Annotated in this window: 10 protein-coding genes; 7 read left to right on the top strand and 3 right to left on the bottom strand. The window is 60.6% G+C overall.

Going from position 1 to position 14962, the window contains the following annotated elements; all coding sequences use genetic code 11:
• Positions 1 to 76 precede the first annotated feature (76 nt).
• The 5 genes from CAUR_RS00910 to CAUR_RS00885 all read left to right on the top strand — a co-directional run bounded on the left by CAUR_RS00910 (position 77) and on the right by CAUR_RS00885 (position 5847).
• A complete protein-coding gene (locus tag CAUR_RS00910; protein ID WP_012256088.1) occupies positions 77 to 1294 on the top strand; it encodes a CaiB/BaiF CoA transferase family protein in 1218 nt (405 codons plus the stop codon).
• A 42-nt stretch (positions 1295 to 1336) separates the two neighbouring features.
• Positions 1337 to 1945 carry a hypothetical protein gene (locus CAUR_RS00905; RefSeq protein WP_242605012.1) on the top strand — a complete coding sequence of 203 codons (609 nt, stop codon included), beginning with the start codon at positions 1337 to 1339 and terminating at the stop codon, positions 1943 to 1945.
• Between the two features lie 494 nt (positions 1946 to 2439).
• Positions 2440 to 3669 carry a 2-methylfumaryl-CoA isomerase gene (locus tag CAUR_RS00895; RefSeq protein ID WP_012256085.1) on the top strand — a complete coding sequence of 410 codons (1230 nt, stop codon included), beginning with the start codon at positions 2440 to 2442 and terminating at the stop codon, positions 3667 to 3669.
• A 51-nt stretch (positions 3670 to 3720) separates the two neighbouring features.
• The gene (locus tag CAUR_RS00890; protein ID WP_012256084.1) at positions 3721 to 4767 is read left to right on the top strand and encodes an HpcH/HpaI aldolase/citrate lyase family protein; all 1047 of its coding nucleotides are present in this window, start codon (positions 3721 to 3723) and stop codon (positions 4765 to 4767) included.
• Between the two features lie 21 nt (positions 4768 to 4788).
• Positions 4789 to 5847 carry a MaoC family dehydratase gene (locus tag CAUR_RS00885; RefSeq protein WP_012256083.1) on the top strand — a complete coding sequence of 353 codons (1059 nt, stop codon included), beginning with the start codon at positions 4789 to 4791 and terminating at the stop codon, positions 5845 to 5847.
• Positions 5848 to 6020: 173 nt separating this feature from the next.
• On the opposite strand, the gene CAUR_RS21125 is transcribed toward CAUR_RS00885, so the two are convergent.
• On the bottom strand, positions 6021 to 6164 hold the full coding sequence (locus tag CAUR_RS21125) for a hypothetical protein (RefSeq protein ID WP_162015833.1): 144 nt from the start codon (positions 6162 to 6164) through the stop codon (positions 6021 to 6023).
• Between the two features lie 683 nt (positions 6165 to 6847).
• Positions 6848 to 8344: a DUF4129 domain-containing protein gene (locus CAUR_RS00875; protein WP_012256082.1), complete on the bottom strand. Its 1497-nt coding sequence runs from the start codon at positions 8342 to 8344 to the stop codon at positions 6848 to 6850.
• A 171-nt stretch (positions 8345 to 8515) separates the two neighbouring features.
• On the opposite strand from CAUR_RS00875, the gene CAUR_RS00870 reads away from it, so the two are divergent.
• Complete coding sequence (locus tag CAUR_RS00870; RefSeq protein ID WP_012256081.1) at positions 8516 to 11461, top strand: transglycosylase domain-containing protein; 2946 nt, start codon at positions 8516 to 8518, stop codon at positions 11459 to 11461.
• A gap of 498 nt (positions 11462 to 11959) precedes the next feature.
• Positions 11960 to 13297 (top strand): dihydrolipoyl dehydrogenase family protein, encoded by a 1338-nt coding sequence (locus CAUR_RS00865; protein WP_012256080.1) that lies wholly within the window; start codon positions 11960 to 11962, stop codon positions 13295 to 13297.
• Between the two features lie 1050 nt (positions 13298 to 14347).
• Here the strand turns inward: CAUR_RS00865 and leuD are convergent.
• Positions 14348 to 14953 carry a 3-isopropylmalate dehydratase small subunit gene (gene leuD, locus CAUR_RS00860; protein ID WP_012256079.1) on the bottom strand — a complete coding sequence of 202 codons (606 nt, stop codon included), beginning with the start codon at positions 14951 to 14953 and terminating at the stop codon, positions 14348 to 14350.
• Positions 14954 to 14962 lie beyond the last annotated feature (9 nt).

Raw genomic sequence — 14962 nt, 5'->3', positions numbered from 1 at the left:
AGCTTCCGTGTCCTGCTCACAGCACAGATGGCAACCTGGGTTATGCTGTAACAATACCACTTACGAGGTGAAGGCAATGGATGGAACGACCACAACGTTGCCGCTGGCCGGAATTCGCGTTATCGATGCCGCGACGGTGATTGCTGCGCCTTTTTGTGCGACCCTGTTGGGCGAATTCGGCGCTGACGTGTTGAAAGTAGAACATCCTATCGGCGGTGATGCGCTGCGCCGCTTCGGGACGCCGACCGCACGCGGCGATACGCTGACCTGGCTGAGCGAGTCGCGCAACAAGCGTTCGGTTACGCTCAACCTGCAACATCCCGAAGGGGCGCGTGTCTTCAAAGAGCTGATCGCCCACTCCGATGTGCTGTGCGAAAATTTTCGCCCCGGTACGCTGGAAAAATGGGGGCTGGGTTGGGATGTGTTGAGCAAGATCAACCCGCGCCTGATTATGTTGCGGGTCACCGGCTATGGGCAGACCGGGCCGTACCGTGATCGACCGGGGTTTGCCCGGATTGCGCACGCCGTCGGTGGCATCGCGTATCTGGCCGGTATGCCGAAAGGGACACCGGTGACGCCGGGGTCAACGACACTCGCCGATTACATGACCGGTCTCTACGGCTGTATTGGCGTGCTGCTGGCGCTGCGCCACCGCGAACAGACCGGACGCGGCCAGTACATTGATGCCGCTCTGTACGAATCGGTCTTCCGCTGTAGCGATGAGCTGGTGCCGGCCTACGGGATGTATCGCAAGGTGCGTGAACGCCACGGTTCCCACTACAACGAGTTTGCCTGTCCTCACGGCCACTTCCAGACCAAAGACGGGAAATGGGTGGCGATCTCGTGTGCGACCGATAAGCTGTTTGCCCGACTGGCAAATGCGATGGGGCGCCCCGAACTGGCGTCGTCGAGTGTCTACGGCGACCAGAAAGTACGGCTGGCGCACGCCAGTGATGTGAACGAGATTGTGCGTGACTGGTGTAGCTCGCTGACCCGCGCCGAAGTGCTTGAGCGCTGTTACGCCACGGCTACCCCGGCGGCACCGCTGAACGACATTGCCGACTTCTTCGGTGATCGCCACGTCCACGCTCGTCGGAATCTGGTCGCGATTGATGCCGAAGACCTGGGGGAGACGTTGATCATGCCGAATGTGGTGCCAAAGCTCTCGGAGACACCGGGCAGCATTCGCTCGCTCGGCCCGAAACTCGGCGAGCATACGGAAGAGGTCTTGAAAGAGATTCTCGGCATGTGCGACGAGCAGATCAACGATCTGCGTTCAAAGCGGGTGATATAGGTTCTGGCTATGGGAGCGAGGGCGTGGCACCGATGCACGGCGATGCGCTCTACACGTCCTCGGCTAATGGTGGCCTGTATCGGCAAGAGTAATGGCACCGCAGCGCACCCATACCTTGCCTGGCACGGTATGGGGAGCACGGCGATCAACCATCTCCCGTTCGGCTGGGGCAGGGCGGCACGATTGACCGGCGACCGGCGACACCAGGCACTATTCGCCGGCCCGGCCCGCAACCCGGCGCAGATCACCGATCTGCGCTCGCAGCGGGTGACTCAGGTTCTGGCTGGGGGAGCGAGGGCGTGGCACCGATGCACGGCGATGCGCTCTACACGTCCTCGGCCAATGGTGGCCTGCATCGGCAAGAGTGATGGCACCGCAGCGCACCCATACGTTGCCCGAAACCGTATGGGGAGCACGGCGCGGCTGGTGCAGGGCAACGGTACGACCTGGGGCAGGGCGGCACGATTGACCGGTGACCGGCGACACCAGGCAGTATTCGCCGGCCCGGCCCAAAATCCGGCGCAGATTAGCGATCTGCGCTCGCAGCGGGTGACTCAGGTTCTGGTTGTGGGAGCGAGGGCGTGGCACCGATGCATGGCGATGCGCTCTATCCGTCCTCGGCTAATTGGTGGCTTGCATCGGCAAGAGTGACGGCACCGCAGCGCACCCATACCTTGCCTGGCACGGTATGGGGAGCACGGCGATCAACCATCTCCCGTTCGGCTGGGGCAGGGCGGCACGATTGACCGGCGACCGGCGACACCAGGCACTATTCGCCGGCCCGGCCCGCAACCCGGCGCAGATCACCGATCTGCGCTCGCAGCGGGTGACTCAGGTTCTGGCTATGGGAGCGAGGGCGTGGCACCGATGCACGGCGATGCGCTCTACACGTCCTCGGCTAATGGTGGCCTGCATCGGCAAGAGTGATGGCACCGCAGCGCACCCATACGTTGCCCGAAACCGTATGGGGAGCACGGCGATCCACCATCTCCCGTTCGGCTGGTGCAGGGCTGCGCGGTACTGGCGATCCTGAAGCGAATGACGCTTCGTCACGTTCGAGATGACGTCTTCCCATCCAACAGGCTATACCATCGCATACTTGCGGAGGCAGTGAGTGGTATCCGCATTGATTTGAGAGGAGCACCATGAAGGGTATTCTCCACGGATTGCGTGTAGTGGAGGGATCGGCCTTTGTTGCCGCACCGCTGGGGGGCATGACGCTCGCGCAGTTGGGGGCCGATGTGATTCGCTTCGACCCTATCGGCGGCGGTCTCGATTATAAACGCTGGCCGGTTACGCTCGACGGTAAGCATAGTCTGTTTTGGGCCGGTCTCAACAAGGGCAAACGTTCGATTGCGATTGATATTCGCCATCCACGCGGGCAGGAGTTGCTGACGCAGCTTATCTGCGCACCCGGCGAGCATGCCGGTCTCTTTATTACCAATTTTCCGGCGCGCGGTTGGTTGAGTTACGATGAGCTGAAGCGTCACCGCGCCGACCTGATTATGGTCAATCTGGTCGGGCGGCGCGATGGCGGGTCAGAGGTGGATTACACCGTTAACCCGCAGTTGGGGCTGCCGTTTATGACCGGCCCGGTCACGACGCCTGATGTGGTTAATCACGTGCTGCCGGCCTGGGATATTGTGACCGGGCAGATGATTGCGCTCGGTCTGCTGGCTGCCGAGCGTCACCGTCGGCTGACCGGTGAGGGGCAACTGGTGAAGATTGCGCTGAAGGATGTCGGGCTGGCGATGATCGGCCATCTGGGGATGATTGCCGAGGTGATGATCAACGATACCGACCGTCCACGGCAGGGGAATTATCTCTACGGGGCGTTCGGGCGCGATTTCGAGACCCTCGATGGGAAGCGGGTGATGGTGGTTGGTTTGACCGATTTGCAGTGGAAGGCGCTGGGCAAGGCGACCGGTCTGACGGATGCGTTCAATGCGCTCGGTGCGCGGCTGGGGCTGAATATGGACGAGGAAGGCGACCGCTTCCGTGCCCGCCACGAGATCGCTGCGCTGCTTGAACCCTGGTTCCACGCCCGCACGCTGGCCGAGGTACGACGCATCTTTGAACAGCACCGCGTCACCTGGGCGCCGTACCGCACGGTACGGGAAGCGATTGCCCAGGACCCCGACTGCTCCACCGATAACCCGATGTTTGCGATGGTCGAGCAGCCCGGCATTGGGAGCTACCTGATGCCGGGTTCGCCGCTGGATTTCACTGCCGTCCCGCGTCTGCCTGTCCAGCCTGCGCCCCGGCTCGGCGAGCACACCGATGAGATTTTGCTGGAGGTGCTGGGCTTGAGTGAAGCTGAAGTCGGTCGCTTGCACGATGAAGGGATTGTGGCCGGGCCAGATCGGGCAGCGTAGCCGTATGCACTGCCGCCGAATGATGAGATTGAAACACGGAGGGAGAAGATCATGCGCAAGCTAGCTCACAACTTCTACAAACCGTTGGCCATCGGTGCTCCGGAGCCGATCCGCGAGCTGCCGGTTCGCCCAGAGCGGGTCGTCCACTTTTTTCCGCCCCACGTGGAAAAGATTCGCGCCCGTATTCCCGAAGTCGCCAAACAGGTTGATGTGCTGTGCGGCAATCTGGAAGACGCGATTCCGATGGACGCCAAAGAGGCCGCCCGCAACGGCTTTATCGAGGTAGTCAAAGCAACCGATTTCGGCGATACCGCGCTCTGGGTGCGGGTCAATGCGCTCAACAGCCCATGGGTGCTCGACGATATTGCCGAGATTGTGGCCGCGGTGGGCAATAAACTCGATGTGATTATGATCCCGAAGGTCGAGGGGCCGTGGGACATTCACTTCGTTGATCAGTATCTGGCGCTGCTCGAAGCCCGCCACCAGATCAAAAAGCCGATTCTGATCCATGCTCTGCTAGAAACCGCCCAGGGCATGGTCAATCTGGAAGAAATTGCCGGTGCCAGCCCCCGCATGCACGGCTTCAGTCTGGGGCCGGCTGATCTCGCCGCTTCGCGTGGCATGAAGACCACCCGTGTCGGCGGTGGGCACCCCTTCTACGGCGTGCTGGCCGACCCGCAAGAAGGTCAGGCCGAGCGGCCATTCTATCAGCAAGACCTCTGGCACTACACGATTGCGCGGATGGTTGATGTGGCAGTTGCCCATGGCCTGCGCGCCTTCTACGGCCCCTTCGGCGACATCAAGGATGAAGCCGCCTGCGAAGCCCAATTCCGCAACGCCTTCCTCCTCGGCTGCACCGGTGCGTGGTCGCTCGCGCCCAACCAGATTCCCATCGCCAAGCGCGTCTTCAGCCCGGACGTGAACGAGGTGCTCTTCGCCAAACGCATCCTGGAGGCGATGCCCGATGGTTCGGGGGTGGCGATGATTGACGGCAAGATGCAAGACGATGCGACCTGGAAGCAGGCGAAGGTGATCGTTGATCTGGCGCGGATGATTGCGAAGAAAGACCCCGACCTGGCCCAGGCGTATGGTCTGTGACGGTGCAGCAAGGAGAGAGGGATGAGCGCTAAAACCAATCCCGGCAACTTCTTCGAGGATTTTCGGCTTGGTCAGACGATTGTCCACGCCACGCCGCGCACGATTACCGAAGGCGACGTTGCCCTCTACACGTCGCTGTACGGTTCCCGCTTTGCGCTTACCTCATCAACCCCCTTTGCGCAATCGTTGGGGCTGGAGCGAGCGCCGATTGATAGCCTGCTGGTGTTTCATATCGTCTTCGGTAAGACGGTACCCGACATCTCGCTCAACGCGATTGCCAATCTCGGCTACGCCGGTGGACGCTTTGGCGCAGTGGTCTACCCCGGCGACACCCTTTCCACCACTTCAAAGGTGATCGGTTTGCGCCAGAACAAAGACGGCAAAACCGGTGTGGTGTATGTCCACTCGGTGGGGGTGAACCAATGGGACGAGGTCGTGCTCGAATACATCCGCTGGGTGATGGTGCGGAAGCGCGACCCGAACGCACCGGCACCGGAGACGGTTGTCCCCGACCTGCCCGACTCGGTACCGGTCACCGATTTGACCGTCCCGTACACCGTATCGGCGGCGAACTACAATCTGGCCCACGCCGGCAGCAACTACCTCTGGGACGATTACGAGGTGGGTGAGAAGATCGATCACGTGGACGGGGTCACGATTGAGGAGGCCGAGCACATGCAGGCGACCCGGCTCTACCAGAACACAGCGCGGGTCCACTTCAACCTCCACGTTGAGCGGGAAGGGCGGTTTGGCCGGCGGATCGTGTACGGCGGCCACATCATCAGCCTGGCGCGTTCGTTGTCGTTCAACGGGCTGGCCAATGCGCTGAGCATTGCGGCCATCAACAGCGGGCGCCACACCAACCCCAGCTTTGCCGGCGACACGATCTACGCCTGGTCAGAGATTCTTGCCAAGATGGCGATTCCGGGCCGCACCGATATTGGCGCCTTGCGGGTACGTACCGTCGCCACCAAAGATCGCCCGTGTCACGATTTTCCCTACCGTGACGCGGAGGGGAACTACGATCCGGCGGTGGTGCTTGATTTTGATTACACAGTATTGATGCCGCGTCGGGGATGACTGGTCGCCCTCACCTCACCCCCCGGCCCCCGCTCCTCTCCCCTGACGGGAGAGGAGCGGGGGAGGGAGGGGCGTGCGCCATTATGGTTGCCGGTTACTGCAATCCCGGCCCCCCTCCCGGCCTCCCCCCGCTGGCTATGCATTACCCATAACTGGTGTCAACCACGTGCGTATCAGCCGGTATGATCGCCATAGGTGCTGTTGTGGGCGACTGGACTGGTGGCAGTGCGCTGCTCCAGCCGTGCTATCACGTGCTGAATGGATTGCCTTACACGCTCATCATGCGCGTGGCGCAAGGTTTGGAGTGCGGCAGCCATGCTGCCGCGCCAGCCGTACACACGATCCGGCGCGTGGTACACCGTTACCCATCCTGGTCACGAGGGTGTTGGATGTGCTTGTTTCGATCATCGCGTCGGTCAGGCATGCATGCGACCCCTACGTGTAGGTGGTTATGTTGCAAGAGATTCGTGCTTGCGCACCAGCGGCCACGGCCAGCACCTGCCGGCGGTGGCGAGGATGCCTGCACGCAGGCTGGAAGCCTGCGCCACGGGGAGCCGCCACAGGGGGCACTTGCAGCCAGCCTAACGCAGCGTGACATGTGGGTAATGCATAGCGCGCTGGGGCGCGGGAGAGGGGCAGGGGGTGAAGGCGTGCTCTGCATAGCTCCCATGCATCTCATTCCCGCCCCCCTCCCGGCCTCCTCCCGCTGGAGGAAGGTGGCGGTGTGCTACATCAAAAATCAGCTCGTCGCCCGTGTGATGGGGGAGCAAAAGCGATGCGCTCCGGTCAACCAGATGTGATCTGACTGCACCCTTTCTATCCCTGAACTGCTGAAGGCGACAGCCCCGGCACTTCAACCACTATCTTCTTATCTCCTAATCTCCTACCTTCTACCTTCTACCTTCTACCTTCTATCTCCTATCCCCTATCCCCTATCCCCTATCTCCTATCCCCTATCCCCTATCTCCTATCTTCTATCTCCTATCTCCTATCTCCTATCTCACACTTTACGCCGAAAGCGACGCAATAACGCGCTAAACTGTCGCCGTTCGGAGCGGTCGAAGGGCTTGCCGGCATACACCACCCGTTGATACGCCTCGGTGAGCGCCTGTAATTCGGCGGCACCTGCGGGTAACTCGCCGCTGATCCGTTCCGCATACTCTGCCGGGGTCTGCGGTGGCCGGCGGGGGTAGCCACGCGCAGTGGCGTGACGGAGCGCAGCATGGTAGCAGGCAATCACCGTATCCACCGGCCCGCTGCGGCTGCACCGTGAGTGTGGTGGGGGAGGCGGCTCCTCTTGCGAATGCCACCAGTGCGGCCAGCCCCCGATACGCCGGTGGCGCAGGTGGTGCCACCAGGCCGTCAGCCAGGTCACGGCATTCACCCATGCCGCCTTCAGCCACGTCTGGCGGCGCGCAATCCGCCAGAACGCCAGCACGGTGAGCACGGCTACACAGAACCAGAAGATAAGGCCGGGCCATACCATCGGCTCGCTGGCGGTGGCCGGAGGAATGAGCGGCGGCTGCGGGATGGGCATCGCGGCGGAGGTTGAGTTTGTGGTGAGGAGCCAGTTGAGCAGCAGGTAGAGGAGCATTGGCAGCAGCATGATCAGACTGATCAGGCCGACGAACAGGAGCGATGCGATGAGGCCGATGAAGATGACCAGCCCGACCAGTGAGTAGATGGCCCGGCGCCATTCTTCCGGCATGGACATCTCGCGGGGGAAGGGAAATACCAGCGTCAGCACGATCATCAGACCGATGAGCATTACGCTCAGCAGGTGCCAGCTTCGTTGCACATCAACCGCGACCTCGGCACCATCGCTCTGCCAGTCGGCCAGGGACGCCCGCCGGCGGGCAAGCTCGATCAGGCTGAGTCCGCCGATCAGATACAACGCAATCCAGCCGGAAAACGCATCTGCATTCCCTGGCCGCCAGCTCTGGAGCCAGATGATCAACAACCCGCCCCAGCTTACGCCGCTGATGATCGCTTTGACTGCATTCCAGCGGCGAATTTTTGCGTCGCTGTTGTAGAAGAGTACGTCGAGAGTGTACAGGGGCATTTTTTGGGGTGGATTTGGTGTTATGGCCGCGATGGCAGCGATCCCGCTCCGACTGAGCATCACCACCGTAGTCAGCGCCAGCAGGCAGATGAGAAATGGAACATCGAAGAAGGCCAATGGATCAGTGATCCAGCTCATCATCGCCCGGATACCCTCGCCGCCGAAGCCCAGCGTCGCTACCAGCCGGGCCAGCACAACCAGCGCAAAAATCTCGGCGGCCAGATAGCGCAACGTGCCACCTTCCGCTTCGTGCAGGCCGGCCAGCATCCGCATCCGCAAGGCAAACGCTTCCATACCGGCGATGATACTGGCACCGATCAACCACAACGGCTGCCAGCCGATCTGATCCAGGATCAGATCGCCGATGGAAGCCAGGGGCAGCGTGATCAGAAGCACAATCAGGATCGCCGGGCCGATGAGTGAAGGCTGGTGCATAGCCCCTCCGCCGAGTCGTCGCCTGTCAGATAACTTCTATTGTACCTGATAGAACTATCATTCGCATGTCAGATACCATCTCGATCATGACGTGCTATACTACCTGCGATGTCGGACTATACGCGGCGCAGAGCAGGACGCTGCAAGACAATACATCAGGTCATACATCTTATGATTCGCTCACGTCGTTTACATGCAAATGGTCGCAATGGTCGCCGCCACGTGCCGCCACATCTGTTGCGCGGGTTGCGGGGCCGATCAACACCACGATCTGCGGTCAGTCGCTGGCTTGTTAATGCGCTCCTGGCCGGACTTGGTTTAGTAGCGGTGGTGATCGTCGCTATCGCCGGCTTTGCCTACAATGCCTACGCGCAGGTTGCCGAGAGTCTGAAACCGCGACTGGCTTTGCTCGATAACCGGGAATTGTTCGAGAACTCGCGCATCTTTGACCGTAACGGTGAGCTGCTGTACGAGTTTTTCGATACCGGCAAGCGCACAAAAGTGACGATTGACGAGATTAGTCCGCTGTTGATTCAGGCGACGATTGCGATTGAGGATAAGACCTTCTATACCAATCCGGGCATCGATCTGGCCGGTATTGTGCGTACTCTGATTGACAGCCTGCGGGCAGGTGAAGAGACCGGTGGTGCCTCGACGATTACACAGCAGGTGATCAAGAATAGCGTGCTCACCCCGGAAGAGCGTCTCCCGGAACGGCGTTACGAACGGAAACTGAAGGAGATTATCCTCGCCCAGGAGCTGGATCGCATCTATACCAAAGATCAGATTCTTGAGCTATATCTGAATGAGAATTTTTACGGCAATCTGGCCTACGGTATTCAGGCGGCCAGTGAGGTCTATTTTGGGGTGAGCGCGGCTGATCTTGATTTGAACCAGGCGTCGCTCCTTGCCGGTTTGCCACAGTTACCATCGGTCTACAATCCGATTAACTATCTGGAGCGCGACGAGCAGGGTGGTTATCTCCCGCCCGTCTTTGTCGGCGATGGCTGGCTTGACCCCGATGCCCGTCTGCCCGCCGGCACACCGCTGCCACGGATCCGGCAGGCGGCTGTGTTGCGTCGGATGGTTGAGGATGGCTACATCACCGAAGCGCAGGCTCGCCAGGCATTGGCCACACCGCTGCGGTTCGCGCCGCAAGAGGCACCCCTCAATGCGCCGCACTTCGTCTTCTATGTGCGCGACCTGCTCTTGCAACGCTACGGCGCTCAGATTGTGTATGGCGGTGGTTTGCGGATCACAACCACGCTCGACCTGCAATTGCAACGGATGGCCCAGCGCACCGCCTTCGAGCGTATCGCTGAACTGGAGTCGCGCAACATTCACAATGCCGCGGTCGTGATTATGCAGCCGAACACCGGTCAGATTTTGGCGATGGTCGGTAGTATTGATTACAACGCGGTCAAACCAACCACTACGCCCGGCGAGTCGGGTAATGTGCTCGACGGTCAGGTGAATGTGGCGACACGCGAGCGGCAACCCGGTTCGGCGCTGAAGCCGTTTACCTACCTGGCGGCGATGGAACAGGGGATGACCCCAGAGACGGTGCTGTGGGATGTGCCAACTCGCTTCCCAACCGGTACCGGTGACTGGTACGCGCCGCAAAACTATAACGGCCAGTGGAACGGGCCGGTTCGTATCCGTACCGCACTGGCGAATTCGTTGAATATGCCGGCAGTGCGGGCACTGAAGTTTGCCGGGATTGACTACACGATCCGGTTGCTGGAACGGGTTGGCATCCGTACCGGTCTGAAACGTGGTGCCGGTTTCTACGGCCTTTCGTTGACGCTCGGTGGCGGTGAGGTGTCGCCCCTGGAGCTGACAACCGCGTACAACACTCTGGCCAGCGGTGGTCGTTACTTTGCACCGGTCGCTATCCTGGAGATTACCGACTCGCAGGGCCGTGTTCTTGAACGGTTTACCCAAACCCCTGGCGAGGAGGTGGTTGATCCGGCGCTGGTCGCAATCATCTCTGACATGCTCAGTGATGATCGTGCGCGCCAGGCCATCTGGGGACTGAACAGCCCGCTGCGGCTCAGCCTGCCGGCTGCGGTCAAGACCGGTACCACCAACGACTGGCGTGACGCCTGGGCAGTCGGCTATACGCCGTTTGTGACGGTTGGCGTCTGGACGGGTAACAACAACAATGAACCAACCGCCCGGGTCGAGAGTCTGACCGGTGGTGGCATTATCTGGCGCAACGTGATGGAGAATATCTTTCGGCTGATCGCCGAAGATGAGCGATACCGCGACCTGTTCGCCGCACCCTTCCCTAACGGAGAAATCCAAACCGAATTTGTGCTACCTGAAGAGGTGGTACCGCGTCCGATCTGTGAACTGCCCGGCCCATTCGGTGGCTATCGTGAAGAGCTATTTACGCTTGATATGATCAAGCGGCTGGAAGAGGCAGCGCAACCGACACCGGAAGCGACCACCGGTGATGCCATCCCGAACGAAGGTTTCTGTTCGGCCTACACAAAAGTACGTGTTGTCCGGATTCCGACCCCGGAAGAGTGGACAACCAGCGGCGAGCTACGCCCCAATCCGCCACCGCCGCCGCCAACAGACCCCAAAGCACCACCGTTGCCGCAAGACCTCAGCGCCTTAACCGATGGTGCTTATTGCCGACCGGCGCCTGATGCCGCCTATCCGCCGGAGCTGGTACGGGACATCTACCTGTGGAAGCTGCCACCGCCCGATCCTGATGAAGAGGTTGAGTATAAGTGGCGCGGCGGTGATGCAACGGTTCCGCTCAAGTACGAAGAGCTGCCGGAGTGTACCCCGGCAATGTTTGAGCCACCGATCCCGGTGCCACCGGTTGAAGGTGCTATCCTGATGCCCGATCTGCGTCGGTTGGGTGAAAATCAGGCGAAAGAAGTGCTGGCGCTGTTGGGCATTGACCCCGGTCGGATTTACGTTGATTACCAGGGGCCAGATCGTGCCGGCGAGGATTATTATCGGTATGGGCCGTATGTGGTCCTGAGTTCACTCCCGGCAGCGGGCGAATGGATCTTGCCGGACACAACCATCGTGCTGGGCATTCGCGCACCTGATCCAAACCCCGAACCACCAGCATCCGACAGTACTGAGGGCAATTGAGGCGACAGCACAACCGTACAGGAACGTTCACGGAGTCAGGCAGGCTGAAACCCCGCCTGACTCCGTGTAAGCCCCTACGGGGTCAGGGCATCACACCTCACCGGCAGGCCGCCAGCCGCGCTGTTAGGCGAGCGATAGCCCTCCCTCACGATGTGTAAGCCCTGGTGGGGGCTAGAGGCACACCTCCTGCCAGCAGGCCAGCCACGCTGTCAGACGAGCAGAAGCCCTTCCTCACGACGTGCAAGCCCCGTTGGGGCTAGAGAGGTGCCACTCCCGCCGGCAGGCCAGCCCCGGAGGGGCTTCAATGTCTTGAGGCAGGGTTTTAACCCGCCGACCTGTATCAACCCGCTGCCTCCTCAACCTGCTGCTCACCGCCGATCCGCCGTCCGCTTGTAACCTTTCGGCGGCTGATTGCATCACCTTATATAGTGGGTGAATATACAGGTAATCACCGGACAGGTAGGAGCATTATCTTCATCGAACATACGGAGAGGCGTTATGAAGCAGATTGTCGTGATTGGCGGTGGGGCTGCCGGTGTGGAAGCAGCAGTTGCTGCCGCCCAGGGCAACACAAAGGTAACACTGGTCAGCGAAGGGCCAATTGGCGGTCGTACCGGTTGGGATAGCCTGCTACCGAGCAAAGTATGGCTCCATGCCGCTGAGGTTGCCGGTATCGCGACGGCGGCAGCCGGCGAGGGCGTGGCGGTTAACGGGGTGCAGGTCGATCCGACAGCCGTCTTACAACGGATCAAACACGTTGCAACGCGATGGAGTGATCACGAGCAGCAGCGGTTGCAGGCGGCTGGCGTAACCGTTATGCAGGGGGTTGCCGCCTTCAGCAGTCCTCACGAATTGACAATCCAGACTCAGGCAGGCCAGCAGACGATAACCGCCGATGTCATCATTATTGCGACCGGTTCTGTTCCCCGCTTCCCCCCGACGATGAAACCGGACGGGCAGCGGATCATCGCGCCGCGCTTTGCCAGCCATCTCCATACCCTTCCCGACGACATTATCGTAATCGGTGGTGGCCCGACCGGCAGCGAATTTGCCTCGCTCTTCAGTCGGCTGGGTGTCAAAGTGACCTGGCTGGTCGGTAGCCCTGGCGTTTTGCCGATGTTTGCCACCAACGCCCGTTCAACCCTGGCCGCAGCGATGCAGGCACACGGTGTCGAGATACATCAGGTTGATGTCGAACGGGCCGAGCGCACGGAAGAGGGGGTAAGCGTTCTCGCGGCAGATGGCACTACCTATACGGCGGCCATGGCATTCCTGGCGATTGGCCGCACACCCGATCTGAGCCGGCTCAACCTCAGTGCCGCCGGCCTGACCGTTGAGGCGAATGGTCAGCTAACCGTTGACAACTACGGACGCACGCCAGTCAACCACATCTTCGCGGTCGGCGATGCGGCGGGCGGGCCGATGCTGGCGAACCGTGCGCTGGCGCAGGCGTGGATCGCCGGGCGCACCGCTGCCGATCTGCCGGCACCGGGGTATTGCCCGCACACCATCGTGCATGCCGTCTACACTGTGCCTGAAGTTGCCCAGGTGGGACTGGTCATGGATACAGAGCTGTCACGTATCCGCGCTGAATATGGCTCGTCGCTCAAGTCCTACCTTGGTGCAGAGACATCTGGCTGGATCGAGCTGACCTTTGATCCGATCACGCGCCAGGTTCGCGGTGGGGTAGCAGTGGGCGATCATGCTGCCGATCTACTGGCCCCGGTTGCCCTGGCGATCCAGACCGGGGCTACCCTGGCCGATCTGGCAGCCGTCTTTGCCGCCTATCCAACGTTAAGCGAGACTGTTTTTGCCGCAGCGCGCGCAGCAGGGTGATAGGCTGAGATCCTTATCAGACTGGTCACCGCGCACCGGTTACTTCAAGCCGGTGGAGAGTGGTACCCTTCCCAGCAGGGGCGAGGCGCGGGAGAGAGGAGAGGTGCGTGCTCTGCATTACGTCCCTCTCCCTATTCGCCTGCTTACGATGGGTTCGGGTAGGGACAGCAAATATGCGCTAATATCAAATCTGGTGTCGTAGCGTGTATAACCCGTAATCCGATAATCACCCTGCCACCACACCTGCACACGGAAGTGTGCAACCAGCGTTCCTACTCCCCACACAGTAGTCACACGTTTCAGCGAGGATACCGTTGCCAGACAGGATTGCCCGTGGCGCATTGTTTGGAGTGCGGCAGCCATGCTGCCGCGCCAGCCGTGCTGACGATCAGGGGCATGTTGTAGCGGTTTTCACGCGAGTCATGGGGATACTGTGCGGGTAGATCGCGTCCGTCGGGTCTGATCATCCGTGATGAGTCGACGGCGCGTGAGCGGTGGTGTAGGTTGTGGAGCAGACGTCCGGCCTGCCTATCAGCCACTTTTCGCTCTCGTCCGATGACGAATGATGGACTACTCAGTCGGCAAATCTCATCACTGGGTCGATGCGCAACAATGCGTCCATCAGCAGTGATGCACGGTATCGATGAAGATGTGATCCAGTACAACGGCTATCGTATCAGGCAGCCCCAGCGCATGCTTCTGATCTCCCCTCTCCCGCGCGCCGCAGCGCGGGAGAGGGGCCGGGGGTGAGGGCGTTCAGAGCGTCCTCACGTCCTATCTCTTGCCCAGGCGCATAGATGTTGTGTCCGCCCTTGAACCCCAACGGGGTGTGGCGCATCACTCTGCTGCAACCAGCACTGGCGTATCACGCTCGTTCATGTCACGCCAGTGCTGTACCTGAACGCGACTGCGCATGAATTCAGTTGACGGCGCCGACCTACCAACGACTCGCCGGTGTCGCACCCGGTGGTGCGCCAGCACAGTTCCGATAGCCAGAATGATGCGCACTATCAGCCGAGACTTGATATACGTCGTGCCCTCTCCTCGTGCTCAGCGAGTCGTCACCGGCTGCGGATGGCTGGCTTCGTAGGCGATAATCGCCTCTTCCTGTTGGAGCAAGAAGCCGAGTTGATCGACCCCATGCAGCAGGCAGTATTTGCTGAAGGCATCAATCGGAAAATGCACCTGTCGGCCATCCGGTAATGTCACCGTCTGTGTTGCCAGATCAATCGTCAGATGCATCTGCGGATCAGCCGCATAACGGGCAACCAGTTCATCGTAGACCGCCTGGTCAATCGTTACCGGCAGCAAGCCAATCTTGAGCGAATTACTGCGAAAGATGTCGGCAAACGATGGTGCCAGCACGGCTTTGAATCCGTAGTCCTGCAATGCCCAGGGGGCGTGCTCGCGCGAGCTGCCACAGCCAAAATTACGCCCACTGATCAGAATGGTTGCCCCGGCAGCTTCCGGTCGGTTCAGCGGAAAATCGGGATTGGGTGTGCCGTCCGCCTGGTAGCGCCACGCCTCGAAGAGACCGGCAGCCAGACCGCTGCGGTCGGTCACTTTGAGAAAGCGGGCTGGGATGATCTGATCGGTATCAATATTCTCTACCGGTAACACGACGGCTTTGCCGGTAATGGTTGAAACTGGTTCCACGAGAGCCTC

Source organism: Chloroflexus aurantiacus J-10-fl (assembly GCF_000018865.1).
In the GTDB taxonomy this organism is placed as follows: domain Bacteria; phylum Chloroflexota; class Chloroflexia; order Chloroflexales; family Chloroflexaceae; genus Chloroflexus; species Chloroflexus aurantiacus.
Note: the sequence above shows the minus strand (reverse complement) of the source record. Positions and strands in the feature narration are given on the sequence as shown.